General features: G+C 67.4%; 26 protein-coding genes and 1 tRNA gene. 24 read left to right on the forward strand and 3 right to left on the reverse strand.

Annotated elements, in window-relative coordinates:
• Positions 1 to 25 precede the first annotated feature (25 nt).
• The 4 genes from AC3WLF_RS24960 (at position 26) to AC3WLF_RS24975 (ending at position 4,011) form a co-directional block, all read left to right on the forward strand.
• Positions 26 to 997: an acetyl-CoA carboxylase carboxyltransferase subunit alpha gene (locus AC3WLF_RS24960; RefSeq protein WP_010808961.1), complete on the forward strand. Its 972-nt coding sequence runs from the start codon at positions 26 to 28 to the stop codon at positions 995 to 997.
• Entirely contained in the window at positions 963 to 2,414 is a 1,452-nt protein-coding gene (gene tilS, locus AC3WLF_RS24965) for a tRNA lysidine(34) synthetase TilS (protein WP_492320985.1), read from the forward strand. Before AC3WLF_RS24960 ends, tilS begins: the two co-directional genes overlap by 35 nt.
• 123 nt (positions 2,415 to 2,537) lie before the next feature.
• A complete protein-coding gene (locus AC3WLF_RS24970; protein WP_492320986.1) occupies positions 2,538 to 3,788 on the forward strand; it encodes an aspartate kinase in 1,251 nt (416 codons plus the stop codon).
• A gap of 129 nt (positions 3,789 to 3,917) precedes the next feature.
• Positions 3,918 to 4,011 (forward strand) — tRNA-Ser (locus AC3WLF_RS24975).
• Between the two features lie 139 nt (positions 4,012 to 4,150).
• Here AC3WLF_RS24975 and AC3WLF_RS24980 read toward each other — a convergent pair.
• Positions 4,151 to 4,801 carry a TetR/AcrR family transcriptional regulator gene (locus AC3WLF_RS24980; RefSeq protein ID WP_492351771.1) on the reverse strand — a complete coding sequence of 217 codons (651 nt, stop codon included), beginning with the start codon at positions 4,799 to 4,801 and terminating at the stop codon, positions 4,151 to 4,153.
• Positions 4,802 to 5,057: 256 nt separating this feature from the next.
• Here AC3WLF_RS24980 and AC3WLF_RS24985 point away from each other — a divergent pair, with 256 nt between their 5' ends.
• From AC3WLF_RS24985 to AC3WLF_RS25000, 4 genes are all read left to right on the forward strand, one after another.
• Entirely contained in the window at positions 5,058 to 5,351 is a 294-nt protein-coding gene (locus AC3WLF_RS24985; protein ID WP_492351772.1) for a hypothetical protein, read from the forward strand.
• Between the two features lie 140 nt (positions 5,352 to 5,491).
• On the forward strand, positions 5,492 to 6,280 hold the full coding sequence (locus tag AC3WLF_RS24990) for a citryl-CoA lyase (protein WP_058696897.1): 789 nt from the start codon (positions 5,492 to 5,494) through the stop codon (positions 6,278 to 6,280).
• Positions 6,277 to 7,929: a class I adenylate-forming enzyme family protein gene (locus AC3WLF_RS24995; RefSeq protein ID WP_492320990.1), complete on the forward strand. Its 1,653-nt coding sequence runs from the start codon at positions 6,277 to 6,279 to the stop codon at positions 7,927 to 7,929. The genes AC3WLF_RS24990 and AC3WLF_RS24995 overlap by 4 nt, the downstream gene beginning before the upstream one ends.
• A gap of 22 nt (positions 7,930 to 7,951) precedes the next feature.
• Complete coding sequence (locus AC3WLF_RS25000) at positions 7,952 to 8,791, forward strand: dioxygenase family protein (protein WP_492357052.1); 840 nt, start codon at positions 7,952 to 7,954, stop codon at positions 8,789 to 8,791.
• 18 nt (positions 8,792 to 8,809) lie between these two features.
• Here AC3WLF_RS25000 and AC3WLF_RS25005 read toward each other — a convergent pair whose 3' ends face one another.
• Complete coding sequence (locus tag AC3WLF_RS25005; protein ID WP_492358969.1) at positions 8,810 to 9,664, reverse strand: IclR family transcriptional regulator domain-containing protein; 855 nt, start codon at positions 9,662 to 9,664, stop codon at positions 8,810 to 8,812.
• An 83-nt stretch (positions 9,665 to 9,747) separates the two neighbouring features.
• On the opposite strand from AC3WLF_RS25005, the gene AC3WLF_RS25010 reads away from it, so the two are divergent.
• The 15 genes from AC3WLF_RS25010 to AC3WLF_RS25080 all read left to right on the forward strand — a co-directional run bounded on the left by AC3WLF_RS25010 (position 9,748) and on the right by AC3WLF_RS25080 (position 22,615).
• The gene (locus tag AC3WLF_RS25010) at positions 9,748 to 10,635 is read left to right on the forward strand and encodes a LysR family transcriptional regulator (RefSeq protein WP_010808952.1); all 888 of its coding nucleotides are present in this window, start codon (positions 9,748 to 9,750) and stop codon (positions 10,633 to 10,635) included.
• 121 nt (positions 10,636 to 10,756) lie between these two features.
• On the forward strand, positions 10,757 to 11,968 hold the full coding sequence (locus AC3WLF_RS25015) for a CaiB/BaiF CoA transferase family protein (protein WP_492358970.1): 1,212 nt from the start codon (positions 10,757 to 10,759) through the stop codon (positions 11,966 to 11,968).
• A 39-nt stretch (positions 11,969 to 12,007) separates the two neighbouring features.
• Entirely contained in the window at positions 12,008 to 12,952 is a 945-nt protein-coding gene (locus AC3WLF_RS25020; RefSeq protein ID WP_492320995.1) for a hydroxymethylglutaryl-CoA lyase, read from the forward strand.
• A 37-nt stretch (positions 12,953 to 12,989) separates the two neighbouring features.
• Complete coding sequence (gene leuC / locus AC3WLF_RS25025) at positions 12,990 to 14,405, forward strand: 3-isopropylmalate dehydratase large subunit (RefSeq protein ID WP_492320996.1); 1,416 nt, start codon at positions 12,990 to 12,992, stop codon at positions 14,403 to 14,405.
• A 21-nt stretch (positions 14,406 to 14,426) separates the two neighbouring features.
• Complete coding sequence (gene leuD, locus AC3WLF_RS25030; protein WP_492320997.1) at positions 14,427 to 15,065, forward strand: 3-isopropylmalate dehydratase small subunit; 639 nt, start codon at positions 14,427 to 14,429, stop codon at positions 15,063 to 15,065.
• Positions 15,066 to 15,132: 67 nt separating this feature from the next.
• Entirely contained in the window at positions 15,133 to 16,125 is a 993-nt protein-coding gene (locus AC3WLF_RS25035; RefSeq protein ID WP_492320998.1) for a Bug family tripartite tricarboxylate transporter substrate binding protein, read from the forward strand.
• 10 nt (positions 16,126 to 16,135) lie between these two features.
• Positions 16,136 to 17,053 carry an NAD(P)-dependent oxidoreductase gene (locus tag AC3WLF_RS25040; RefSeq protein WP_492351775.1) on the forward strand — a complete coding sequence of 306 codons (918 nt, stop codon included), beginning with the start codon at positions 16,136 to 16,138 and terminating at the stop codon, positions 17,051 to 17,053.
• A 37-nt stretch (positions 17,054 to 17,090) separates the two neighbouring features.
• Entirely contained in the window at positions 17,091 to 18,245 is a 1,155-nt protein-coding gene (locus tag AC3WLF_RS25045) for an ABC transporter substrate-binding protein (protein ID WP_492358971.1), read from the forward strand.
• 29 nt (positions 18,246 to 18,274) lie between these two features.
• Positions 18,275 to 19,162: a branched-chain amino acid ABC transporter permease gene (locus AC3WLF_RS25050; RefSeq protein WP_492321001.1), complete on the forward strand. Its 888-nt coding sequence runs from the start codon at positions 18,275 to 18,277 to the stop codon at positions 19,160 to 19,162.
• A gap of 2 nt (positions 19,163 to 19,164) precedes the next feature.
• A complete protein-coding gene (locus tag AC3WLF_RS25055) occupies positions 19,165 to 20,112 on the forward strand; it encodes a branched-chain amino acid ABC transporter permease (RefSeq protein WP_492321002.1) in 948 nt (315 codons plus the stop codon).
• Positions 20,109 to 20,915 carry an ABC transporter ATP-binding protein gene (locus tag AC3WLF_RS25060; protein WP_492321003.1) on the forward strand — a complete coding sequence of 269 codons (807 nt, stop codon included), beginning with the start codon at positions 20,109 to 20,111 and terminating at the stop codon, positions 20,913 to 20,915. The genes AC3WLF_RS25055 and AC3WLF_RS25060 overlap by 4 nt, the downstream gene beginning before the upstream one ends.
• Positions 20,916 to 20,917: 2 nt before the next feature.
• Complete coding sequence (locus AC3WLF_RS25065; protein WP_492321004.1) at positions 20,918 to 21,637, forward strand: ABC transporter ATP-binding protein; 720 nt, start codon at positions 20,918 to 20,920, stop codon at positions 21,635 to 21,637.
• Positions 21,630 to 22,070, forward strand: coding sequence for a nuclear transport factor 2 family protein (locus AC3WLF_RS25070; protein WP_492357048.1), 441 nt, complete (start codon positions 21,630 to 21,632; stop codon positions 22,068 to 22,070). Before AC3WLF_RS25065 ends, AC3WLF_RS25070 begins: the two co-directional genes overlap by 8 nt.
• Positions 22,071 to 22,093: 23 nt before the next feature.
• Positions 22,094 to 22,402: a YciI family protein gene (locus AC3WLF_RS25075; RefSeq protein WP_035825261.1), complete on the forward strand. Its 309-nt coding sequence runs from the start codon at positions 22,094 to 22,096 to the stop codon at positions 22,400 to 22,402.
• 30 nt (positions 22,403 to 22,432) lie between these two features.
• A complete protein-coding gene (locus tag AC3WLF_RS25080) occupies positions 22,433 to 22,615 on the forward strand; it encodes a hypothetical protein (RefSeq protein ID WP_492321054.1) in 183 nt (60 codons plus the stop codon).
• 320 nt (positions 22,616 to 22,935) lie between these two features.
• Here AC3WLF_RS25080 and AC3WLF_RS25085 read toward each other — a convergent pair whose 3' ends face one another.
• Complete coding sequence (locus AC3WLF_RS25085) at positions 22,936 to 23,865, reverse strand: LysR family transcriptional regulator (RefSeq protein ID WP_492351777.1); 930 nt, start codon at positions 23,863 to 23,865, stop codon at positions 22,936 to 22,938.
• Positions 23,866 to 24,091: 226 nt separating this feature from the next.
• Between AC3WLF_RS25085 and AC3WLF_RS25090 the strand changes: the two genes are divergently transcribed.
• Entirely contained in the window at positions 24,092 to 24,487 is a 396-nt protein-coding gene (locus AC3WLF_RS25090; protein ID WP_492358972.1) for a nuclear transport factor 2 family protein, read from the forward strand.
• Positions 24,488 to 24,550: the final 63 nt, after the last annotated feature.

Here is a 24,550-nt window from a genome sequence, read left to right on the forward strand (position 1 = left end):
TTCACAGACAGGTACGTGTGATTTTATGAAAACCACCTTCCTGGATTTTGAGCAGCCCATTGCCGAACTCGAGGCAAAGATCGAAGAACTGCGCTTTGTGCAGGACGATTCGGCTGTTGATATTTCCGAAGAAATTTCGCGGCTGGCCGGCAAGAGCCAGCAGCTGACCAAAGACATCTACGCCAACCTGACCCCGTGGCAGGTTGCGCAAATCGCCCGCCACCCCCAGCGTCCCTATACGCTGGACTACGTGCGCGAGATCTTTACCGATTTCCACGAGCTGCACGGCGACCGCACCTTTGCCGACGATCTTTCGATCATCGGCGGCCTGGCGCGCTTCAACGGCCAGGCGTGCATGGTCATCGGCCACCAGAAGGGCCGTGACACGAAAGAGCGCGCCATGCGCAATTTCGGCATGCCCAAGCCCGAGGGCTACCGCAAGGCCAAGCGCCTGATGGAGCTGGCGGACAAGTTCGGCCTGCCGATCTTCACTTTCGTCGACACCCCGGGCGCATTCCCCGGCATCGACGCCGAAGAGCGCGGCCAGTCCGAAGCCATCGGCCACAACCTGTACGTGATGGCCGGCCTGAAGGTGCCCCTGATCGCCACCATCATCGGTGAAGGCGGTTCGGGCGGCGCGCTGGCGATTGCCGTGGGCGACGTGGTGCAGATGCTGCAGTTCGCCACCTACGCGGTGATTTCGCCGGAAGGCTGCGCCTCGATCTTGTGGAAGACCGCCGAGAAGGCACCGGAAGCCGCCGAGGCGCTGGGCCTGACCGCGCACCGCCTGAAGGCGCTGGGCCTGATCGACAAGATCGTGAGCGAGCCCCTGGGCGGCGCGCACCGTGACTACAAGGGCATGGCGGCGATGCTCAAGCGCTCGCTGGCCGAGTCGCTGCGTCAGTTCCAGGGCATGAGCGTGAAGGAGCTGCAGGCTCGCCGCTATGAGCGCCTGCTCGCCTATGGCAAGTTCAAGGAAACCGGCACCCAGGACTGACCCGTCCGCCCGGCTGACCGACAAGGTCGCACAGGCCCTCCAGGCCGGTGCGGCCTTTGTTGTTTCTGGCGGCGGCACGGGCGCGGCGACGATCGCGGTGGCCCTGTCGGGCGGGCGCGATTCGGTCGCGCTGCTGCATGCCGCCCGCGCGGCCGCGGCGGAGTGGGGCGTTGGCGCGCGCGTGGTGGCGCTGCATGTCCACCACGGCCTGCAGGCGGATGCCGACGACTGGGACCGTTTCTGCGCCGCGCAGTGCGCGCAGTGGCAGGTCGGCTATTTCGTGCGGCGGGTGTCGGTGCAGCCCGAAGCGGGCGAGGGCGTGGAAGCGGCCGCGCGCCGCGCGCGCTATGCCGCGCTGGCGGCGATGTGCGCCGACAGCGGCGCGCGCCTGCTGCTGTTCGCCCACCACCAGGACGACCAGGTCGAGACCGTGCTGCTGCGGCTGTTCCGCGGCGCCGGCGTGGCCGGCATGGCTGGCATGCCAGCGCTGCGCCCGCTCGACGAGCGCAGCGGCGTGACGCTGCTGCGCCCCTGGCTGGACGTGGCCCGCGCCGAGATCGAGGCCTACTGCGCGGCCAACGCGCTGCAATGGGTCGACGACCCGTCCAATGCCGATGAACGCTATGCGCGCAATGCCTTGCGCGCGCACCTGCCGGCGCTGGTCGCGGCCTTCCCGGCGTTGTCGGCCAACGTGGTGCAGGCGGCAGCGCATTTCGCCCAGGCAGGCGCACTGATCGATGAACTGGCAGCCGCCTCGCTGGCGGCGCTGGCACGCCCCGGCCGCGATGCCGACACGCTTGCCGAACTCGACCTGGCAGGGCTGCGCGCCTTGCCCGTGGCACATGCCGATGCCGTGCTGCGCTTCTGGCTGCGCGACCTCGGCGTGCGCGCGCCTTCCACTGCCAGGCTGGCGGCGATGCGCGAGCAACTGGTCGCCCACGCTGGCGGCGAGCCCGCGATCGCGCATGAGGGGCTGGTCCTGCGCCGCTTCCGCGACCGCGTGCTGGCCTGCACGCCGCCACCGATCGCCGCGCCGGCACCCGTGACGCTGGACTGGCGCGGCGAGGCCCGTATCGTCGTGCCTGCCTGGCGCGGCGAACTCCATTTCTTCCGTGATGACACCTTCGGCGTGCCCGAAGCGGCGCTGCGCCAGCCCTTGCGCCTGGCCGCCCGCAGCGGCGGCGAGCGTATCGTGCTGCGCCCGGGCGGCCCGGCCCGGGCCCTGAAGCAAGCCTGCCAGGAAGCCGGCATCCCGGCCTGGCGCCGCGCCTGGCTGCCGCTGCTGTGGTCTGGCGATACCCTGGTGCTGGCCGCCGGCCTGGGCATGCACCGCCGCTGGCCGGACGCCCCGGCGGCGCCGCGCTGGCGCGTCGAATGGCATCCGCGGCCCGCGGCAGTGGCGACGCCGACGCACTGAAGCCCCCGGATCGGCGCCGGCATCACTTCCGATCTGCAGCCAGAACCCCGCTCCCGCCTTGCCTGACAGGGCTTGTTCGTGTATTTTCAAGGGCTTTGCACAATCGCTGGCGTCGACAAGAAGATGGCTCTCATCGTTCACAAATACGGCGGCACTTCGATGGGTTCCACGGAACGCATCAAGAATGTCGCCAAGCGCGTGGCCAAGTGGCACCGCGCCGGTCACCGCGTAGTCGTGGTGCCTTCGGCCATGTCGGGCGAGACCAATCGCCTGCTGGGACTCGCCAAGGAAATTTCGCCGCAGCCCAATCCGCGTGAACTGGACATGCTCGCCTCCACCGGCGAACAGGCCAGCGTGGCACTGCTGGCCATCGCGCTGCACGGCCAAGACATCGACGCGGTCAGCTACACCGGCTGGCAAGTGCCGGTGAAGACCGACTCGGCCTATACCAAGGCCCGTATCGAATCGATCGACGACGAGCGCATCCTCGGCGACCTCGACGCCGGCCGCGTGGTCGTGATCACCGGCTTCCAGGGCATCGACGACGACGGCAACATCACCACGCTCGGCCGTGGCGGCTCGGACACCTCGGCCGTGGCCATTGCCGCCGCGATCGAAGCCGACGAGTGCCTGATCTACACCGACGTCGACGGCGTGTACACCACCGACCCGCGCGTGGTCGAAGACGCCCGCCGCCTGGACCAGATCACCTTCGAAGAAATGCTGGAAATGGCCAGCCTCGGCTCCAAGGTGCTGCAGATCCGCTCCGTGGAGTTCGCCGGCAAGTACCGCGTGAAGACCCGCGTGCTGTCGTCGCTGACCGACCCGCTTATGCCGCTCGAGCAGGAAATGCACTCGGGCACGCTGATCACTTTTGAGGAAGACTCCACCATGGAAGCAGCCGTCATCTCCGGCATCGCCTTTGCCCGTGACGAAGCCAAGATCACCGTTCTGGGCGTGCCGGACAAGCCGGGCATCGCCTACCAGATCCTGGGCCCGGTCGCCGACGCCAACATCGACGTCGACATGATCATCCAGAACCAGTCCGTCGACGGCAAGACCGACTTCACCTTCACCGTGCCGCGCGGCGAGTACCAGCGCGCCCTGGCCATCCTGAACGACGGCGTCAAGTCGCATATCGGCGCCGGCAGCGTGTCGGGCGACCCGAAGGTGTCGAAGGTGTCGGTGGTGGGCGTGGGCATGCGCTCGCACGTTGGCATCGCCAGCAAGATGTTCCGCACCCTGTCGGAAGAGGGCATCAACATCCAGATGATCTCCACCTCGGAAATCAAGATCTCGGTGCTGATCGACGAGAAGTACATGGAACTGGCCGTGCGCGCGCTGCACAAGGCTTTCGAACTGGAACAGGCGTGATCCGTTCGTGAACACTTCTGGCGGGGTCGCGATTTTTGTGTTGAGTGATCGATTTTTCGTTGACCAACACGTGCGGCGCCGCTAGAATACGCGCTTCGTTGTGTGGCTCCCTCACACAACGCAAGTTTGGGAGACGTGGCCGAGAGGTCGAAGGCACTCCCCTGCTAAGGGAGCATCCGGGCCAAAACCTGGATCGAGGGTTCGAATCCCTCCGTCTCCGCCAGTCATGGCGGCGAAACCCCGGAAGATCGCGGTCTTCCGGGGTTTTTGTTTTTCTGGCCCATCAGATGCCTTGTGTCAGAGGATGGCGCATTCAAGGCATCTCGGACATCCCGGCGCGATGAGCGATCCGCGCTGCGATTTCAGTCCTTCGGCACGATCACCGCGATGGCGTTGTTGACCAGCGCACCGGTCTCGCTTTCGTCCGGCCGCATGCCGGTGGCCAGCGTCCGGTGCAGCACGCTGGCCAGCACCATGCCGTGGAAGAGCCGGGCGCTGGCCTCGGGACTTGCCGCAAGACGGATGCCGTTGGCCTGCTGCGCGGACAGGAAGGCCGCGATATAGGCGCACGTTGCCTCCGGGCCGCGCGTGTACCAGGCATTGCCCAGCGCCGGAAAGCGCCGCGACTCCGCAAAGATCAGCCGCAGGAACGCCAGGTGCCGTTCTTCCAGCAGCGAATGCAGGAAGCTGTGGGCAATCCTGTGCAGGCCCTGCGCGGCGTTGCAGCGCGACAGGTCCAGTCCTTTCTCTGTCTTCTCCAGGAAGCGGTCGCATAGCCGCTCCACCACCGCGACGAAGAGTCCATCCTTGCCGCCGAAATAGCTGTACACGTTGGTCTTGGAGCCGCCGCACGCCTTGACGATGTCATCCAGGCTGACGCCGTCATAGCCATGTTCCAGGAACATGTCCGCGGCGGTGCTGAGGATCAGCGCGCGTTTCTCTTCGCCGCGGCGCGTGATGCGCACGGGCGGGTGGTGGACCACAGGGGGGGAAGCGCTTTCTGGAGAGCTCATCTGGTGCAGGCGTGGCGTCGCGCCCCATGCCGGGGGAGACTCTGCGCAGTCTACCAAAAGCCGGCAGGCTGCTGCGTTTCCCAATGTGACAGGCTCATGGCTTCAAAAAATCAGAACGACTCATTTCGAATTGGAAAATACCGTACGGTACGGTTTTAACTATATTTGCTCACCATGAGCGACGCACTGAAGGACTGGAACCCAGACCCCGGCCAGAACCGGCGCTCTTCTCTTCGATGCTTAACAGGAGCAAGTGATGAAAACGGCAATGTTTGGCGCAGCAGTCGTGCTGGTGATGGCTTCGGCGGCCCAGGCCGCGGTGCGGTCGCCCGATGTCTATGCCGATGGTGCGCGTGCGGCACATGGCTCGATCCCCTCGGCCGCGTCGGCGCAGCGTTCGCAGCCGGGCCGGCTGGTGGACGAGCAGTTCCGCAAGGTCGCAGCGCGCAAGGTCGATCCGTATCTGGACGGCGCGGTACGCGAAGTCGATCCCTTCACCGATGGCGCGCTCGCCCGGATCGGGGAGACCGATCCGTCGGACCGTGCCTGATGATGTGCCGGCGCTGCGTCTGGCGCAGTGCCGGCTGGCTCCCGGTGCAGGTATTCCCGACCTTGCAATGCATCGTGGCACGCCCTAAAATAATTCGTATACCGCATTAGATTGCGCGTAGCGCAAAAATAGGAGACAACGTGACGGATGCCAAACGCACCGGCCACACCGCCATTGCCCATGTGGATCTCCACGGGGTGTCGGTGCATGGCAAGGATCTCAGCCAGGAACTGATCGGCAAGATCGGCTTTACGGCCTACTTTCTGTTCCTGCTTACCGGCCGCCAGCCGGACGAAAAGCTGGTGGCCATCACCGATGCCTGCCTGGTCGCCATTGCCGAACACGGACTGGTGCCGTCGGTGCAGGCCGCGCGCATGACGCTCGCCGCCGCCCCCGACGCCCTGCAGGGCGCGGTGGCCGCGGGCGTGCTGGGCTGCGGCTCGGTCATCCTGGGGGCCTCGGAAACCGCCGGGCAGATGCTGGCGCAAGTGCTGGCCGGCCGCGACGCCGGCACGCTGGCAGACAGCGCGCACGCGGTGGTGCGGGCCTTGCGGCAGGCACGGCAGCCGCTGCCGGGCTTTGGCCACCCCACGCACAAGCAGGGCGATCCGCGTGCGCACCGCCTGCTGGCGTTCGCGCGTGAACTCGGCATCGCGGGCGACCACGTCGCCGCGCTCGAGGCGGTGGCCGCGGCGGTTCCCGAGCACTACAGCAAGGCCTTGCCGCTCAATGTGTCGGGCGCGATCCCCGCGGTGCTGCTCGATGCCGGCTATCCCGCCAGCGCGCTCAAGGGTGTGCCGATGCTGGCCCGCGTGGCGAGCCTGATCGCCCACCTGCAGGAAGAGCGTGCGCAACCCATCGGCTTTATCCTGGCCGACGCCGCCGAACACGCCATCACTTACAGCGCCGCGCCGGCGCAAGCATCATGAAGCCGCCCGCACTCCCTGCCGGCGACGCGCTGGTGGCGCCGCTCGATGTGCTCAGGCAGTACCGCGCCCACGATGCCACACTCACTGGTTTCCTTGCCGCCCGCGTGGCGGCGCACCCGGCCAAGCCGGCGCTTGTGTTCGAGGGCGAGACCTGGAGCTATCGCCAGCTCGACCAACGGATCGCCCTCACCGCGGACTGGCTGGCGCAGGCGATGCAAGTCCGCCCCGGCGACCGTGTCGGCGTGCTCTCGACCAACCATCCGTCCACCGTGGTGCTGATGTTCGCGCTGGCCCGTATCGGCGCGACCATGGTGCCGGCCAATCCCGAATACCGGCTCGACGAGGCGCTGTACGTATTCCGGCACGCGCAGGTCTGCGGCCTGGTCTGCGCGCCCGGCACGCTCGCAACCGGCGCGGCCGTGGCCGCGGACCTGGGCGGTGACGTCTGGCTGCGCGCCAACGAGGATGGCGATCACGGCGTGCCGACGCTGGCCGCGTCGATCGCGGCGCATGCGGTGCAGCCGGCCAACGCTGCGCCGGGCGTCGACAGCGACCGCAGCACCGCCCTGATCATCTACACCTCAGGCACCACCGGCTTTCCCAAGGGCGCCATGCACAGCCATCGCGGCTACGTGCTGACGGCCGAGGCCTTTGTCGGCCGCCTGCACTTGCAGCCGGACGAGCGCGTGATGTGCGTGATGCCGCTGTTCCATATCAATGCATTGATGTATTCGGTGGGCGGGGCGCTGGCCTGCGGCGGCTGCCTGGTGCTGATGCGCCGCTTCTCGGCGTCGTCGTTCTGGCGCTTCGCGGCCGAGAGCGGCGCGACCGAGGTCAATCTGGTGGCTGCTGCCGGCAGCATCCTGGCGCGGCGCCCGCGCGCGGAATTCGTGCCGGGCCATCGCATCACCAAGATGTTCATTGCGCCGCAGACCCAGGAGATGGTGCGGGTGATGAAGCAGGAATTCCACGTGCCGCGCCTGATCGAGTGCTACGGCATGACGGAAATCCCCGGCGTCATCGCCAATCCGTTCAACGGCCCGCACAAGCTCGGCACCATGGGACTGATCTCGCCGCACCCGGACCCGGCCGTGCCGGTGCCCGAGGCGCGCATCGTCGACGACGACGGCCACGACGTGGCACCCGGCGCCGCGGGCGAACTGCTGATCCGCACCCCGACGCTGATGCAGGGCTACTACCGCGACGCCGCGCAGACCGAGGCCGCGTTCCGCGACGGCTGGTTTGCCACCGGCGACCTGGTGCGCCAGGACAGTGATGGCTACTACGTCTTCGTCGCACGCAAGAAGGACGTGATCCGCCGCAAGGGCGAGAACGTGTCCGGCGCCGAGCTCGACCGGATCTTCGGCGAGCACCCCGCAGTCGAGGAAGCGGCGGCCATCGGCGTGCCGGCGGACCTGGGCGAAGAAGAGATCCTGCTGGCGGTGCAGTTCCGTCCGGGGCAGTCGGTCGAGCCGGGCGAGTTGCTCGCCTGGGCTCGGGACCGGCTGGCCGTGCACAAGCTGCCGCGCTATGTCGTCGCCGTGGATGCCATTCCGCACACCCCGACGCACAAGCCGGCCAAGCACAAGCTGAAAGCGGATGGAACCCTGTTCGCCCGCGCCATCGACATGGCCGCCGCCGGCCACTGACACAGAATCACCGGAGACAACGATGAACAACCCCGACAACTACACCCTGCAACGCGCCTTCGATGCCATGTGCAGCGATGCGCCCGGCGCGGACCCGGTCCTGCAGGCGCAGTTCCGCGTGGCGCTGAAGCACTTCCACGCCATGCTGGACGAACTCAAGCTGACCGACCAGCAGCTCTACCGGATCGCCACCTGGATGGGCAAGGTGGCCCAGCAGGATGAGCTGATCATGCTGTGCGACATGATGGGACTGACCATGCGCGCGCTGGACCTGGCACGCACCGATGACCACGCCACGCCGCAGAACGTGACCGGCCCGTTCCCCAAGGACGAGATCGCCGAAGGCTCCAACCCGTGCCATATCGCCACCGACGACGAGCCTGGCCAGCGGCTAGAGGTGCGCGGCCGCGTGCTGGATGCCGCCACCGGCACGCCGGTACCGGGCGCGATGATGATCGTATGGCAGCCCAACCAGTTCGGCCGCTATGAGAACGAAGACGACTCGCAGTCCGAAGACAACCTGCGCGGCAAGCTGCGTTGCGAGGCGGATGGCAGCTTCCAGGTGTTCACCATCCGCCCGGGTGGCTACATCATCGGGCGCGAGGATACCGAAGTGGGCGTGTTGATGAAGCGGCTGGGCCGCAACCGGCAGCGCGCGCCGCACATCCACTACCGGGTGATGCAGCCGGGCTACCGGACGCTGACGTCGCAGCTGTATTTCGCCGGTGATCCGGCCAATCCGGTCGACTGCATCTTCTCGACCATCGACGACCACATCGTCGACGCGCTGCCGCACCCGGAGCGCGACGGCTACCAGCTGGTCAACCTGGATATCGTGCTGCAGCCTGAAGCGGCGCAGTAAGCCGGCGCGCGAGGCGGTTCAGGAGGCGGAGGTAATGGAGTGCGCCAGCGCCGGCGCGCGCCGGATCGCCGCCTCGATCGACGCGGCGGCTTCGCGCAGCGCCGGCAGCCGGGTGGCGACCAGTTCGTCGGGGCTGGTGCGCTCGGTTTCGGTGGAGCAGTTGATGGCGGCGATCACGCGCTGTTGCGGGTCGCGCACCGGCACGGCGATCGACAGCACGCCCAGCTCCAGCTGGCTGTCCTGGATGGCATAGCCCTGCTCGAGCGCGCGTGCCAGCGCCGCGCGCAGCGCGTCGGCATCGCTGAGCGTCAGCGGGGTGAATTTCTGGAATGGCGCCTTGTCGAGGATCTTGTTCTGCTGGGCCTTGGGCGCGTGCGCCAGCAAGGCCAGGCCAAGGGAGGTGCAATGGACCGGCAGCCGGTAACCCACCGAAGCGCGGAAGGCGATGCGCCTGCGGCTGGGCACATGCGCGAGGTAGACCACGCTGTCGCCGTCGAGGATGGCAAGCGAGACCGAATCGCGGAAGCGCTCGGCCACCTCCTGCAGGAACGGCTGCACGATGTCGCGCAGGTTCATCGAGCTGAGGAAGGCGGCGCCCAGCGACAGCACCTTGGGCAGCAGCACGAAGCGGCGGCCGTTGGCGCCGATATAGCCCAGCGCCTGCAGCGTCAGCAGCGCGCGGCGTGCGGTCGCGGGCGTCATGCCGGTGGCCTGCGCCACTTCGCTCAGCGTCAGTTCCGGCGTGGTCTCGGTAAAGGCCTGGATCACCGCCAGGCCCCGCGCCAGCGCCGCGACGTAGTCGCGGTGGCCTTCCTCGAGCTTCGGCGGAGTGTCGTTGTCGACGGGGGCGGATGGTTTGGCGGCGGAGGTCATGACCGCATTTTAGCTGCAACAGACCGCCTGCAACACAAGGACCGGGGCCACCGCAGGCCACCGGATCCGGGAGACACCGCATCATGAGACTCGACCCCACTTCGCTGCGCCTGTTTGTCGCCGTGGCCGAAACCGGCTCCATCGCCGCGGCGGCGGAGCACGCGCACCTCGCCGCGGCCGCGGTCAGCAAGCGCGTGAGCGAACTGGAGCAGGGGCTGGGCACGGCCTTGCTGATGCGCAGCAACAAGGGCGTGCAGCCGACCATGGCCGGGATGGAGCTGGCGCACCTGGCGCGCGGCGTGCTGCACAACCTGGATGACATCCTGGTGCGCATGCGCGACTACGGCGGCGGCTTGCGCGGGCAGGTGAGGGTGATGGCCAATATCTCGGCCATCACGCAGTTCCTGCCGGCGCAGCTCAAGTCGTTCCTGGCCGAGTACCCGCTGATCGACGTGCACCTGGAAGAGCGCGTCAGCACCGCCATCGTGCGCGCGGTGGCCGAGAATGCCGCGGACATCGGCATCTTCACCGCGGGTGCGGTGGGTGCGGAACTGGAGACGTTCCCCTACCGGCGCGACGAACTGGTCGTGGTGGTGCCCGGCGCGCATCCGCTGGCCGGGCGGCACTCGGTGACCATCCGCGAGGCCTTCGACTACGACTTTGTCAGCCTGCACGCAGGCAGCCAGATCCACCTGCAGCTGGCCAAGGCCGCCAGCGAGGCGGGCCGCGTGTTCAAGCCGCGCATCCACGTGCCCGGCTACGACGCGCTGTGCCTGATGGTGCAGGCGGGACTGGGCCTGGGGATCCTGCCCAGGTCCAGCGCCGGGCCTTACCAGCAGACCCTTGGCATCCGCACCGTCGCGCTCGATGAAGCGTGGGCCGCGCGCCAGCTGGTGATCGGCGTGCGTGCGTATGAGGGCCTGTCCGCGGTGGCGCGGCTGCTGGTGGACCGGCTGCGCGAGGACGAATAGCGCGCCAGCGCTGCCATCGTTTTTCGCGATGGCGGGCTCGCCAATGGTTGCTTTACCGTGCGCGCGGGTTCTTCCAATCTTGCATCACAGACCACCGTATCCACAGGAGCAGCAAACCGCCATGGCTAACGAAGCGAACAACGGAACGATGCCGCTGCAGGGCGTCCGCGTGATCGAACTCGGCTCGCTGATCGCAGGCCCGTATGCGGGCGGACTGCTCGCGCAGTTCGGCGCCGAAGTGCTGAAGATCGAATCGCCCAAGGACGGCGACCCGCTGCGCAAGTGGCGCAAGCTGTATGAAGGCACCTCGCTCTGGTGGTATAGCCAGAGCCGCAACAAGAAGTCGCTGACGCTGGACCTGCGTTCGGCGCAGGGCCAGGAGATCGTGCGCAAGCTGGTCACCGAAGCCGATATCGTGATCGAGAACTTCCGCCCCGGCACGCTCGAGAAATGGGGCCTGGGCTGGGAAGACCTGCGCAAGGTGAACCCCGCGCTGGTCATGGTGCGCATCTCCGGCTACGGCCAGACCGGTCCCTACAAGGACCGCCCCGGCTTTGCCGCGATTGCCGAATCGATGGGCGGGCTGCGCTATGTCAGCGGCTATCCCGACCGGCCGCCGGTGCGCTCGGGCGTGAGCATCGGCGACACCCTGGCGTCGCTGTATGGCGTCATCGGCGCCTTGCTGGCCATGCACCACCTGCGCGCCAACCAGGGCGAAGGGCAGTTTGTCGACGTGGCGCTCTATGAGTCGGTGTTTGCCGTGATGGAGAGCCTGGTGCCGGAGTACGCCAAGTTCGGCCACGTGCGCGAGCGTTCGGGCGCCAGCCTGCCGGGCATCTCGCCGTCGAATACCTATCCGTGCCAGGACGGCCAGTACGTGATCATCGCCGGCAACGGCGACGCCATCTTCCGGCGCTTCATGGCCGCCATCGGCCGCGACGACCTGGGCCAAGACCCGCGCCTGGCGCACAACGACGGGCGCGCGCAGCACAACGCCATGCTCGACGACGCCATCACCGCGTGGACTTCCGCGCATGACCTCGACACGGTGCTGGCAACGCTGGAAGCCGCGGCCGTGCCCTGCGGAAAGATCTACACCGCGGCGGAGATCAGCAGCGACGCGCACTACCGCGCGCGCGACATGATCGAGCCGCACCAGTTGCCCGATGGCTCGCCGCTGGAGCTGTCCGGCATCGTGCCCAAGCTCAGCGCAACGCCTGGGCGCACCAGGTGGATCGGCCCCGAACTGGGCCAGCACACCGAAGAGATCCTGGCGGGCATCGGCATTGCCGGCGACGAGTTGCGCGCGCTGCGCGCCGCCGGCGTGGTCTGAGGCCCGCCCCCTACAAAAAAGGAAAGAAAGGAAAGAACCATGTGGCTTCCTAATGCCCCCCGGCGCGTGCGCATCAATGAAGTGTCCGTGCGCGACGGCTTCCAGATCGAGCCTGAATTCGTCCCCACCGAACAGAAGATCGCGCTGATCGACCGCCTCTCGGAAACCGGCCTGGCCAGGATCGAGATCACCTCCTTTGTCTCGCCCAAGGCGATCCCGAACCTGCGCGATGCCGAGGCGGTCGCGAAAGGCATCCGCCGCCATCCGGGCGTGGTCTACACCGCGCTGGTGCCCAATGCGCGCGGCTGCGAGCGCGCACTGGAGTGCGATCTCGACGAGATCAACCTGGTGATGTCGGCCAGCGAGACGCACAACCTGGCCAATATGCGCATGACCTGCGAACAGTCGCTTGAGCAGTTCCGCGGCGTGATGCAGCTGGCTCAGTCGGCCGATCTGGCTGTCAGCGGCTGCGTGGCGACCGCGTTCGGCTGCCCGTTCGAAGGCGAGATCGCGCCGGAACGGGTGAAGTGGGCCGCGGGCCGCTACCTGGAACTGGGCATGGACAGCATCACGCTGGCCGATACCACCGGCATGGCCGACCCGCGCCAGGTGAGCAAGCTGGTCGAGGCGTTCCTGCGCTGGTTCCCGGGCGTGCCGCTGACCCTGCATTTCCACAACACGCGCGGCATGGGCCTGGCCAATGTGCTGGCCGGTCTGGCGGCGGGCGTGGACAGTTTCGATGCGTCGCTGGGCGGGCTGGGCGGCTGCCCCTTTGCGCCGGGCGCGACCGGCAATATCTGCACGGAAGACCTGGTGCACATGCTGGAGTCTTCCGGCATCGACACCGGTGTCGACCTGGACCGGCTGCTTGGCGCGGCGCGCGAGCTGCCGGCGCTGGTCGGACACGATATTTCCGGGCAGGTGGTCAAGGCCGGCAAGAGCACCGAGCTGCATCCGGTGCCTGAGTGGGTGGGCGCAAGGTAACCCGCGTCCGCCACGAGAAATACAAGGAGAGACCCCCATGACTGAACCCGACCGCCCGGCGAGCCTGCTCGACAAGCTCTGGGCCAGCCACGTGATCCACCAGGAGCCGGACGGACCCGCGCTGATCTATATCGACCGCCACCTGGTCAACGAGGTGACCAGCCCGCAGGCCTTCGAAGGCCTGCGCCTGAACGCGCGCAAGGTGTGGCGCGCCGCTTCCGTGCTGGCAACGGCCGACCACAACGTGCCGACCACCGCGCGCAAGCTGGGCATTGCCGATCCCGTCAGCCGCGCGCAGGTCGAGGCCCTGGACCAGAACTGCGCAGACACCGGCATCGTCAACTTCGGCATGGACGATCCGCGCCAGGGCATCCTGCACGTGGTCGGTCCGGAGCGCGGCGCCACCTTGCCCGGCATGAGCATTGCCTGCGGCGACTCGCACACGTCCACGCACGGCGCGTTCGCGGCATTCGCTTTCGGCATCGGCACCTCTGAAGTCGAGCAGGTGCTGGCTGCGCAATGCCTGTGGATGAAGAAGCCCAGGTCGATGCTGGTGCGGGTGGAGGGCGAGCTGCCCCGTGGCGTGTCCGCCAAGGACATCGCGCTGGCGCTGATCGGCCGCATCGGCACCGCCGGCGCCACCGGTCACGTGATCGAGTTTGCCGGCAGCACGATCCGCGGCCTCAGCATGGAGGCGCGCATGACCGTGTGCAACATGGCGATCGAAGCGGGCGCGCGCGCCGGCATGGTGGCGGTGGATGAAACCACGCTGGCCTACCTGGACGGTCGCCCGCAGGCACCGGCCGGTGCGATGTGGGACGCCGCCACCGGCTACTGGCGCACGCTGCGCAGCGATCCGGGCGCCGCCTTCGATGCCGTGGTGGAGCTGGATGCCACCGCGATCCGCCCGCATGTGACCTGGGGCACCTCGCCGGAAATGGTGGTGGCCGTCGGCGAGCGCATTCCCGATCCGCGCGACGAGCGCGACCCGGTGCGGCGCAAGAGCATCGAGCAGGCGCTGGACTACATGGGCCTGCTGCCGAATACGCCGATCGAGGCGGTCGCGCTGGACAAGGTATTCATCGGCTCATGCACCAATGCGCGCCTGGAAGACCTGCGCGCCGCGGCGGCGGTGCTGCGCGGGCGCCATGTCTCGCCGCGCATCAGGCAGGCGCTGGTGGTGCCGGGCTCCGGGCTGGTCAAGTCGCAGGCCGAGGCCGAGGGGCTGGACCAGGTGTTCATCGCCGCCGGCTTCGAATGGCGCGAACCGGGCTGTTCGATGTGCCTGGGCATGAACGATGACCGCCTGGCGGCCGGCGAGCGCTGCGCTTCCACTTCTAACCGCAACTTCGAAGGCAGGCAGGGGCCGGGCGGGCGCACCCACCTGGTCAGCCCGCAGATGGCGGCCGCGGCCGCGGTGGCGGGCCACTTCATCGATGTGCGCTCGCTGTAGACCACCGGAGGAAACCGAGCAATGAGAGCCTTTACCACGCTGGACGGCCTGGTGGCGCCGCTGGACCGAGCCAATGTCGATACCGACGCCATCCTGCCGAAGCAGTTCCTGAAGTCGATCCGGCGCAGCGGCTTCGGCCCCTACCTGTTCGACGACTGGCGCTACCTCGACCACGGCGAGCCCGGACAGGACTGCAGCAGCCGGCCCCTCAACCCGGATTTCGTGCTGAACCAGCCGCGCTACCGCGGCGCCTCGATCCTGCTGGCGCGCGAGAACTTCGGTTGCGGCTCATCGCGCGAACATGCGCCGTGGGCGCTGGAGGACTTCGGCCTGCGCGCGCTGATCGCGCCCAGCTTTGCTGACATCTTCTACAACAACTGCCTGAAGAACGGCCTGCTGCCGATCGTCGCGGCGCCGGACGTGGTCGAGCGCCTGTTCGCCGAGATCGCGGCCACGCCGGGCTACCGGCTGCAGGTGGACCTCGCCGCGCTGCAGGTGGTGACGCCGTCGGGTGAGGCCATTGCCTTCACGCTGGATCCGTTCAAGCAGCACTGCCTGCTGAACGGCCTGGACGATATCGCGCTGGCGCTGCGCCATGCCGGGCAGATCCGGGATTACGAACAGGCGCGGCGGCAATTGGAGCCCTGGCTCTTTGACTGAATGATCCCCTGACGGCAGCCGGCCGTCCGAGCCGGCACCGTCGACACAGACAATGGATGGAGACCTTATGTCCTGGCAATTTCATACGATTCACGCGCTGCGTGCCGCAGCCTTCGGCCTGGCCTGCCTGGCAGGCACGGGCGCCGCACTGGCGCAGACCTATCCCACGCAGCCGATCCGCATGGTGGTGCCTTACGCACCGGGCGGAACCACCGACATCATCGCCAGGCAACTGGCGCAGCGCATGTCTGAGAAGCTGGGCCAGCCGGTGGTGGTGGAAAACAAGAGCGGTGCCAATACCGTGATCGGCGCCGACGCGGTGGCCAAGGCGCAGCCCGACGGCTACACGCTGCTGCTCACCAACGATGCCACCTTCGTGCTCAACCCGGTGGTGCTGCCGTCGGTGTCGTACAACGTCGCGCGCGACTTTGCCCCGGTGGCAACGATCGGCTACGTGCCGCTGGTCATGGCCGTCTCGGGCAGCCTGCCGGTGGACAGCGTCAAGGACCTGGCCGCGTATGCCAAGGGCCGCCCGCAAGCCCTCAGCTACGGCTCGTTCGGCAGCGGCAGCCAGCCGCACCTGATGGGCGCGCTGTTCAACAAGCTGGCCGGCACCGACCTGGTCCACGTGCCGTACAAGGGCTCGGCGCCGGCGGTGGCAGACGTCGTCGGCGGCCAGATCCTGATGACCTTCCCGGCGCTGCCGACGATCCAGAGCTTTGTTGCGGCAAAGAAGCTCAAGGTGCTCGCCGTCAGCGGCGACAAGCGCACGCGCGCGCTGCCGCAGGTGCCGACCTTTGCCGAAGCCGGCTACAAGGACATGGATATCTCGGCCGTCTACGGCGTGCTGGCCCCGGCCAAGGTGCCGCGCGCAGTGGTCGACAAGCTGAATGCCACCATCCGCGAGATCCTGGACGACAAGGACTTCGTCGAGAAGCACTTCGCCGCGCAGGGGATGGTGCCGATGAAGCTGAGCCCGGCGCAGTTCTCGCAGTACATCGAGACGCAGACCCGCCAGACCCGCAAGCTGGTCGAGCTGTCCGGCGTCAGGGTCGAGTAGGGGGCGGGCCATGACCAACACAAGCAACGCACACACGGTGCAATCACCGCGGCTTGGATGGATCGGCGTTGGCGCCATGGGCCGGCCGATGTGCCTGAACCTGCTGAAAGCCGGCTACCTGCTCAAGGTCTTCGACCGTGTGCCGGCGCAGTGCGAGGCGGTGGCCGCTGCCGGGGCCGCGGTGGCGCCGTCCGCGCAGGCACTGGTGGCGGAATCCGATGTGGTGTTCTCGACGATCTTCGACGATGGCGGGCTGCGCGACCTGTTCCTGGCCCCTGGCGGCGTTGCCGGGGCCGCAACGGCGGACAAGGTCTTTGTCGACATGAGCACGGTCTCGCCCGACGCCTCGGCCGAGGTGGCCGCCGCGCTCGTGCAGCGCGGCGCCGCTTTTCTGCGCGCGCCGGTGTCGGGCACGGTATCGCTGGCGGCCAGCGCGCAGCTGAGCTGCTTCGTGTCCGGGCCGCGGCCGGCCTTCGACGCGGTGCAGCCCATTCTGGCGTGCCTGACCGCGCGCCAGTCCTACGTGGGCGGCGCGGACGAGGCCCGCGTCATCAAGCTGATGATCAACATGATGGTGTTCATGAGCACCGCGGTGATCGGCGAAGGGCTGGCATTCGGCGCGCGCGCCGGGCTGGACCGCGCGCTGATGGTCGATGCGATCAACGACAGCATCGTCGGCAGCGCCCACTACCGCACCAAGGCAGAGCAGCTCAAGCAGCGCGACTACGCCGCCGTCGGCCCGATCTCGCTGGTGGTGAAGGACCTCGACCTGGCATTGGCGGTGGCCCGCGACAACGCGGTCGCGCTGCCGATGTCGTCGCTGGTGCGGCAATACCTGGCGCTGATGCAGCAGCGCCGGCAGGACCATCTCGACATCGCCGCGCTGGCCGATGTGCTCGAGTGGGCAGGCGAGCCCGGCGCAGTGTAATCGGGCCAACCCGATAGCTATAAAAAAGGATGGAGACATGAAACACAACCCGATCACCCGGGCGCCACGCGCCCTGTTCGTCGCCGCCGGGCTTGCCCTGGCGCTGGCGATGCCGCCGGTGCTGGCCCAGGGCAAGCCCGGCGCCGAACCGGTCCGCATCGGCGGCCTGTTCTCGATCACCGGCGGCCTTGCCGCCGTGGGCCAGGCCGAGCGCGAAGGCGCGCTGCTGGCGCAGAAGGTCGTCAATGCCCGTGGGGGCATTGGCGGGCGGCCGCTGGAAATGATTGTCGAAGACGACGGCTCCAGCCCGGATTCCGCCGTCGCCAAGGCGAACGCGCTGCTCCATACGCACAAGGTTCGCGCCATCGTCGGGCCATCGGGCATTGCACAGACGGTTGCAATCGGCGGCATCACACAGGCGCAGAAGGTGCCCCTGTTCTCGTTCTCGGGACTGGGGCCCGCGGTGGAGCGTGAACGCCACTGTGTGTTCCACCTGACGCCGTCGCAGGAGCTCAACGCGCGTGCCGTGCTGGCCTATGCGCGCGACAACGGCTTGAAGCGCGTCGGCGTGCTGCATGACTCGGGCTACGGGCAGGTGGTATGGACCAGCCTGAAGACGCTGGACCGCGAGTACGGCGTCAGCTTCATACAGGTGGAGAAGTTCGAGATCGCCGCCACCGATGTCACCACCCAGGCGGCCAAGATCAAGGCGGCCACGCCGGATGCGATCATCGTCATCTCGACCTCGCCCGCGCCGTTCCGCAACGTGCGCCAGCTGAAGGTCGGCGTTCCCATCATCTCCGTGCATGGCACGGCTACCTACGAGACCGTCAAGGCCATGGGCGAGGCCGCGGACAACATCATCCATCCCGAGTTCATCGTGTCCGAAGACCCGCTGCCCCGGCAGAAGGAATTTGTCGAGACCTTCCGCAAGGAGTACGGCAAGCTGCCCAAGCATTTCTCGGCGGTGGGCTGGGATGCGGTCATGGCCCTGGCCGCGGGCCTGAAGGCGGCCGGTGCCGATGCGCCGGGCGACAAGCTGTGCAGCGCGTTGCGCCGGCCTTACCAGGGCGTCACCAGCGGCTACGACTTCGCCGCGCCCGATATGGGCGGCATGACGCTGGCCGGCTTCACGTACTCGAAGCTGCAGAAGGGCCAGTTCGAGCGGCTGCCCTACAAGGCCAAACCATAGCCTGCGACGGTCGCGGGAAAGGAGCTGGTATGTCCACCACCCTCGTATTCCAGGCGATCCTGTCCGGGATCACCAATGGCTTTGTCTACGCGCTGATCGGCGTGGGCATGGCCATCATCTTCAAGGGCACGCGCATCGTCAATGCGATGCAGGGCGAGTTCGCGGTGATCGGCGCGCTGGTGGCGGTGTTCGCGCTGAAGGCGCTGGGCCTGCCATATGCGTTGGCGATTGCCGGCGGCATTGCCGCCGGTGCCGCCAGCGGCCTGGCCATCGACGTGCTGTTCGTGCGGCCGATGCTGCGCCGCGGCGCCGGCGAAGAGAGCTTCCTGCTGCTGACCATTGGCCTGGCCTTTGCGCTGTCGGCCGCGGCGCTCTACTTCGGCGGCCGGGATTCGCACCTGCTGCCGGCGATTGGCGGGGAGGGGGTGGTGGAGCTGTTCGGCGCCACCACGCCCGTGCATGCGCTGGCGCTGACCGGCATTGCGGTGCTGCTGGTCGGTGCGCTGCGCCTGTTCTACACCAGGACCCTGGCGGGCCTGGCCATGACCGCTGCCTCGCTCGATCCGGATGGCGCCACCACCACCGGCATCAACGTGCGCCGCATGCGCACGTACACGTTCCTGCTCGGCGGCGGGTTCGGCGCGATCGCCGGCGTGCTGGTCACGCCGCTGCTGTCGATGAACTACCAGATGGGCATCGGCCTCACGCTGAAGGGCTTCGCCGCGGCCATTCTCGGCGGCCTGGGCAATCCGCTCGGGGCCGTGGCGGGCGGCCTGCTGCTCGGCCTGGCCGAATCGCTGGCGGTGGTGGGTTTCCCGTCTGGCTATCGCGACGTGATCGCGCTGTCGATCCTGATCGTCATCATGATTCTGCTGCCCAACGGCGTGCTGGGCCGGGCCGGGCGCAAGGGAGGATAACCATGAACCCGTCACGCGCGTTCATCCTGGCTGGCGTGTTGCTGTGGGTGGCGGCCGGGCAGCTGCTGTCGCGGCATCACGTCGATCTGCTCAACTTCGCCGCCATCCTGGCCGTGGGCGGCCTTGGCGTGGGCCTGCTGCTGGGGCAGTGCGGCATCGTCAATCTGGCGCAGGCCTCGTTCTACGGCATCGGCGCATACGCCTCGGCGTACTGCACCACGGCGCTGGGCTGGCCGGCGTTGGCCGGTGCGGCTGCCGGACTGGTCATCAGCGCCGCGCTGGCTGCGGCCATCGGCGTGCCGGTGCTGCGCCTGGGCGGCTTCTTCCTGGCGCTGGCGACGCTGGCGGTGGGAAGCATCGCCAACGTGCTGTTCTTCGAGTGGGACTGGCTGACCGGCGGCACGCTGGGAATCGGCGGCATTCCCAAGCTGTCCTGGTTCGGCTATGTGCTGGACACCCCGGAGCGCTACTACTACTTCGTCTGGCCGCTGCTCGCGGTGCTGCTGTGGCTGGTCGACAACCTGGTCAAGGGCCGCCCGGGCCTGGCCATGCGGGCGATGCGCGATGCCGCGCCGGCGGCGCAGGTGCTGGGCGTGGACATGCACCGGCTGAAGACCTCGATGTTCGTGCTGTCGGCCATGCTGGGCTCGCTGGCCGGAACCTTGTTTGCCCACTACGTGTCGTTCGTCAGCGTGCAGAGCTTTACGGCGGAGCGTTCCATCGTGTTCCTGCTGGTGCCGGTGGTGGCGGGGGCCCGCTCGACCTATGGCGTGATCCTTGGCGCGCTGTTCGTCTCGCTCGTACCGGAACTGCTGAGCGGGCTGGGGGATTTCCACCAGGTGCTGTTCGGCACGGTGCTGGTGCTGGTGGTCACGCTGATGCCCGGCGGGATGATGGGCGGCATCGCTGGTGCGCTGCAGCGCATGCTTGGACTGAAGGAGGCAAGATGAACCATCCCGTTCCTGCTTTTGGCACGGCGCCACAAGCCGTGCGCCCGGCGCAGGCATTGCTGCGCCTCGACGCGGTCGCGCACAGCTTCGGCGGGCTGGAGGTGCTGCGCAATGTCAGCTTCGACGTGCCGGCCGGCCATATCGTCGGCCTGATCGGCCCGAACGGCAGCGGCAAGACCACCTGCTTCAATATCGTCTCCGGCTTCCTGCGCCCGAAGGGGGGCAAGGTGTCGCTCGCGGGGCGGGACATCACCGCCGACACCGTCCAGCAGCGCAGCCGCGCCGGCCTGGTGCGCACCTTCCAGACGCCGCAGGTGTTCGAGCACATGACCGTGCTCGAGAACCTGATGGCAGGCTGCCACAAGGCCACCCACGCGGGCGTGCTGCAGGCGATGCTGCGCACGCCGGCGTCGCGCCGCGAGCTGGCGGCCATGCACGATGCGGCGCTGGCATGTGCCGGGAAATTCGGGCTGGAGCGCTTGCTGCAGCTCCGGGCCGGCACCCTCCCGGCCGGCCAGCGGCGCATCGTCGAACTGGCGCGTGCCTGTATCGGCAATCCGGGACTGCTGTTGCTGGACGAGCCGTCGTCGGGGCTGAACAGCGAAGAGATCGAACTGCTGCGCGCATGGATCGTGCGCCTGCACCAGGAGGGCATGACCATCCTGCTGGTCTCGCACGACATGGGGCTGATGACGATCTGCGGCACGGCCCATGTCCTCTATTACGGTGAAATCATCGCCAGCGGGGCGCTGCACGAGGTGCAGGCCGATCCGCGCGTGCGTGAAGCCTATCTGGGAGTCTGACCATGCTGAACGTGAAAGGCCTGCGCGCCGGTTACGGCGCGGTGCCGGTGCTGCACGATGTCGACATGACGGTCGCGCCGGGCGAGGCGGTGGCGGTGGTGGGCGCCAACGGCGCCGGCAAGACCGCGCTGGTGCGCACGCTGGCCGGCCTGATCCGGCCGATGGCCGGCAGCATCGTCAAGGACGGGGCGGAGATCGGCCATGTCCCCGGGCATCGCCGCTTCAGGCATGGCATCGGCGTAGTGCTGGAAAACCGCAACCTGTTCGCCGAGCTGTCGGTGCGCGACAACCTGCGCCTGGCCGAGCATGCCGGCAAGCGCGCCCGCGGCGGCGCGCTGCGCTACACCTATGACGATGTATGCGATCTGTTTGCGCTGCTGCGCGAACGTGCCGACAGCGCGGTCGGGCTGCTGTCCGGCGGGCAGCAGCAGATGGTGGCGATCGCGCGCGCACTGTTGCTCCAGCCCGACCTCCTGATCATGGATGAACTCACCACCGGCCTGGCGCCCCGCATCGTCAAGGAGATTCTGGCGGTGCTGAACCAGCTGCGCGCGCGTGGGCTGAGCATCTTGCTGGTCGAACAAAGCGTGGCGATCGCCGCGGACATGACGGATCGCGCCTACGTGCTGTCAGTGGGGCGCGTGATCCATGAAGTCCGGCGCGGCGAATGGCAGGCGCTGCTGAACGACAAGACCCTGGTGAAGGCTTACCTTCATGGCTGACCTGGAGACCACGACGATGGCATTGGGCGAACCCGCGGACCTTGCCGCACTCACGCAAGCCGATCAGGCGCGGTATCGCGCCATGCTGTCCGGCGACCTGGCTGCGCTCGATGCCCTGCTGGCTGACGAGCTTTCCTATACGCACTCCTCGGCATTGCGCGAGAGCAAGGCGGAGTACCTTGGCTCGATCCGCAGCGGGCGGGTGCGCTACCTGCATGCGAGCCTGGCGGAGGTGGGGCAGGCGATCTACGGCGACCTGGCCGTGATGCAGGGCAAGGCCCTGCTCAGGGCCGTGGTGGACGGGGCGGAGCGCACGCTCGACAACCGCTTTCTCAGCGTGTGGAGGCGCCATCAGGGCGCATGGCAGATGCTGGCCTGGGCCTCGACGCCGATGCCGGCCGCGAGCGCGCCGCCCGTGCCAGGAGCCTCCTGATGGCAGCATGTGGAGCAGCACCGATGGACCCGGACGACACGTACTTCATCATCCATTGCCTGGACCATGCCGACGCGCTGCCGCGCCGGCTGGCAAGCCATGACGCGCACCGTGCCTACCTGGCCGCGGCGCCTGTCGAATGCGTGCTGCGCGGCCCGCTGATGTCCGACGGCGGCGAGCACATGATCGGCAGCTTGTTCCTGGTCCGGGCAAGGAGCAAGGAGGCCGTGATCGCCTTTAACCGGTCCGATCCGTTCTATCAGGCCGGCGTCTGGCAGACGATTCATATCCACCGGTTCCAGCCGAGGTCGGACGTCCTGGATCCGGCTTGATGCCCGGGCGCGCCTGGCGTGATGCGGGGCATGGATCATGCGGTGAATGGCGACAAGGCCGGCATCCTGGCGCGGCGGACGATGGAATGCATCGACGCCGACCACCAGACCTCCACGTCGAGGGACGGCGCCTGTGTGCGCGAGCACTTCTTCAACACCCGCGAGCTGAAGGCATTGGCCGCGGCTGGTCCGACGACGACATCCAAGCGCTGAACCGCGCTGTCCTGGTGCGGCGATCCGGCCTTCTTGCCAAATCGTCCCTGACATACCGGATTGCGTCGCGGCGCCCGGTATCACGTTAACTGATCCTTCAGATCAGCAAGTTGAATTTCACCTTCGATGAGTATCAGTTCTAACATCATGACCACTGATCCACCGAAGCGAATGCCTTGCATTTTTCGATGACAAATCCAGGTCCGAACCTCTTGCCAGGCAGGCCAGGAGTGTCTGGATCATTACGGAGGCGCCGCCGGCCAATCCGTTCGCGATCCGCTGGCACCCCGTGAGCAGCCGCGATGCCATGGCGATTTTTTTTACGCGCCGATCCATGTCGCACCGCGCCAGATGCCGTCCTGCACCAGGCGCTTCATCAGCGACACGAGCGCGGCGGTCGCACAGGAGGCGGCGGTGGATTGGGTGCGCGTGGCAAGCCGCGCAAGAAGGATGCGGCGAGACAGGGCCGGCGAGGCAATGGGCGCGGCGGCCAGGGTGCCACGCGCCAGGTCGTCGGAGATGGCGGAACTTGGCAGGATGGTATGGGCGAAGCCTTTCGCTACCAGCGACTTCTGCACGCTGAGCGAATTGGTTTCGGCGGCAATAACGAGGTCAATACCGGAAACGGCATAAGCATGCTCCACCACATTGCGAAGGCCATGCGGCGGATTCGGCAGCACCAGCGCCAGTCCCTCCAGGTCCATGACGGAAAGCGGCCCGGCCTGTGGCAGCGTGCCTGGCCGCCCCACCAGGTACAGCTGCTCGTCGAGCAGGGCCTGCACCTGCAGGCCCGTGACCGACTTGTCGTCATACATCAGCGCGGCATCCACCTCGCCCGACTCGAGCCACTGCCGCAAATGCCCGGCATAGCCTACCGTCAGGCGGACGCCCAGCTGCGGATGCCGGTCCCTTAGCGTGGCAACCAGCTCCGGCGCCAGGAGTTCGCCGCAACTGGGAAGGAGGCCAATGTCCGCCGTGCCTGAGACCAGGCCCGCGGCGGGCTGGATCTCGGCCCTGGCGCGATCCAGTTCGCGCAGCGCACGCCGGCCGTACTCCGCGAGGGTCTTGCCGGCATCGGTCAGCAGCATGCCGTGCCGTTCGCGCTCGAACAGTTCGACGCCCAGCTCCTCCTCGAGAAGCCGGATGTGGCGGGAGACGGCGGGCTGGACGATGTGCAGGCGTTCCGCCGCCTTGGTCGTGCTGCCGGTCTCTGCGACGGCCAGCAATGCACGGAGTTGCTTGATATCCATGAGAATTGACGAGGTGGCTGTTTCGAAGTTGTTGATTCGCGAGCGCTGGCCGTCGAATTTCAGTTGCCGGGCGAGGCGAAGATGTGAGGCTCGTGCCGCCCAAGACCGGGTCGCGCGGGGAATCCCTGATTGATCTTGTCTCATAAGAGTATATAAATATTATCATTAGTTTTGAGGCTCCGAAGATTGTCCGGGGCAACCCTGAAAACTCGAAAAGGTGGTGGAGATGAACGAGAAGCTGAGCGCCGACATTGCGGCGGTGATGGCGGCGGATGACGCGCGATATGCGGCCATGCTGGCCGGCGACGTGGCCGCGCTGGATGCGTTGCTTGCGGATTCCCTGGTCTACACGCATGCGACTGCGCGTACGGAAGACAAGGCTGCCTATCTCAAGGCGGTATCGAGCGGCCTCGTCAAATACGTCGAGCTGAAGCGGTCGGAGGCAGTCGTGCAGGTCTATGGGCCGACCGCCGTCATGCACGGACAGCTTTCACTCAGTGTGTTGCGCGAGGGCAGCCGCAAGGGCATGACCGGCCTGTTCCAGAGCGTCTGGGTCAGGTCGGACAAGCAATGGCAAATGGCGGCCTGGGCCTCTGTGCCGCAAGCGTTTACGTCCGCGTGATGGATGTTCGTGCCTGGCCGCGCCTGCGCCAGGCAGTACGGTCTGCGAGCAGATCAATCTACT

The sequence above is a fragment of the Cupriavidus sp. FW306-01-F10A genome (assembly GCF_058782785.1).

Coding starts and splice junctions, on each gene's coding strand:
- AC3WLF_RS24960 (WP_010808961.1), top strand. CDS start 26: ATGAAAACCACCTTCCTGGATTTTGAGCAGCCCATTGCCGAACTCGAG.
- tilS (WP_492320985.1), top strand. CDS start 963: ATGGCAAGTTCAAGGAAACCGGCACCCAGGACTGACCCGTCCGCCCGG.
- AC3WLF_RS24970 (WP_492320986.1), top strand. CDS start 2,538: ATGGCTCTCATCGTTCACAAATACGGCGGCACTTCGATGGGTTCCACG.
- AC3WLF_RS24980 (WP_492351771.1), bottom strand. CDS start 4,801: ATGAGCTCTCCAGAAAGCGCTTCCCCCCCTGTGGTCCACCACCCGCCC.
- AC3WLF_RS24985 (WP_492351772.1), top strand. CDS start 5,058: ATGAAAACGGCAATGTTTGGCGCAGCAGTCGTGCTGGTGATGGCTTCG.
- AC3WLF_RS24995 (WP_492320990.1), top strand. CDS start 6,277: ATGAAGCCGCCCGCACTCCCTGCCGGCGACGCGCTGGTGGCGCCGCTC.
- AC3WLF_RS25000 (WP_492357052.1), top strand. CDS start 7,952: ATGAACAACCCCGACAACTACACCCTGCAACGCGCCTTCGATGCCATG.
- AC3WLF_RS25005 (WP_492358969.1), bottom strand. CDS start 9,664: ATGACCTCCGCCGCCAAACCATCCGCCCCCGTCGACAACGACACTCCG.
- AC3WLF_RS25010 (WP_010808952.1), top strand. CDS start 9,748: ATGAGACTCGACCCCACTTCGCTGCGCCTGTTTGTCGCCGTGGCCGAA.
- AC3WLF_RS25015 (WP_492358970.1), top strand. CDS start 10,757: ATGGCTAACGAAGCGAACAACGGAACGATGCCGCTGCAGGGCGTCCGC.
- AC3WLF_RS25020 (WP_492320995.1), top strand. CDS start 12,008: ATGTGGCTTCCTAATGCCCCCCGGCGCGTGCGCATCAATGAAGTGTCC.
- leuC (WP_492320996.1), top strand. CDS start 12,990: ATGACTGAACCCGACCGCCCGGCGAGCCTGCTCGACAAGCTCTGGGCC.
- leuD (WP_492320997.1), top strand. CDS start 14,427: ATGAGAGCCTTTACCACGCTGGACGGCCTGGTGGCGCCGCTGGACCGA.
- AC3WLF_RS25035 (WP_492320998.1), top strand. CDS start 15,133: ATGTCCTGGCAATTTCATACGATTCACGCGCTGCGTGCCGCAGCCTTC.
- AC3WLF_RS25040 (WP_492351775.1), top strand. CDS start 16,136: ATGACCAACACAAGCAACGCACACACGGTGCAATCACCGCGGCTTGGA.
- AC3WLF_RS25045 (WP_492358971.1), top strand. CDS start 17,091: ATGAAACACAACCCGATCACCCGGGCGCCACGCGCCCTGTTCGTCGCC.
- AC3WLF_RS25050 (WP_492321001.1), top strand. CDS start 18,275: ATGTCCACCACCCTCGTATTCCAGGCGATCCTGTCCGGGATCACCAAT.
- AC3WLF_RS25055 (WP_492321002.1), top strand. CDS start 19,165: ATGAACCCGTCACGCGCGTTCATCCTGGCTGGCGTGTTGCTGTGGGTG.
- AC3WLF_RS25060 (WP_492321003.1), top strand. CDS start 20,109: ATGAACCATCCCGTTCCTGCTTTTGGCACGGCGCCACAAGCCGTGCGC.
- AC3WLF_RS25065 (WP_492321004.1), top strand. CDS start 20,918: ATGCTGAACGTGAAAGGCCTGCGCGCCGGTTACGGCGCGGTGCCGGTG.
- AC3WLF_RS25070 (WP_492357048.1), top strand. CDS start 21,630: ATGGCTGACCTGGAGACCACGACGATGGCATTGGGCGAACCCGCGGAC.
- AC3WLF_RS25075 (WP_035825261.1), top strand. CDS start 22,094: ATGGACCCGGACGACACGTACTTCATCATCCATTGCCTGGACCATGCC.
- AC3WLF_RS25080 (WP_492321054.1), top strand. CDS start 22,433: ATGGATCATGCGGTGAATGGCGACAAGGCCGGCATCCTGGCGCGGCGG.
- AC3WLF_RS25085 (WP_492351777.1), bottom strand. CDS start 23,865: ATGGATATCAAGCAACTCCGTGCATTGCTGGCCGTCGCAGAGACCGGC.
- AC3WLF_RS25090 (WP_492358972.1), top strand. CDS start 24,092: ATGAACGAGAAGCTGAGCGCCGACATTGCGGCGGTGATGGCGGCGGAT.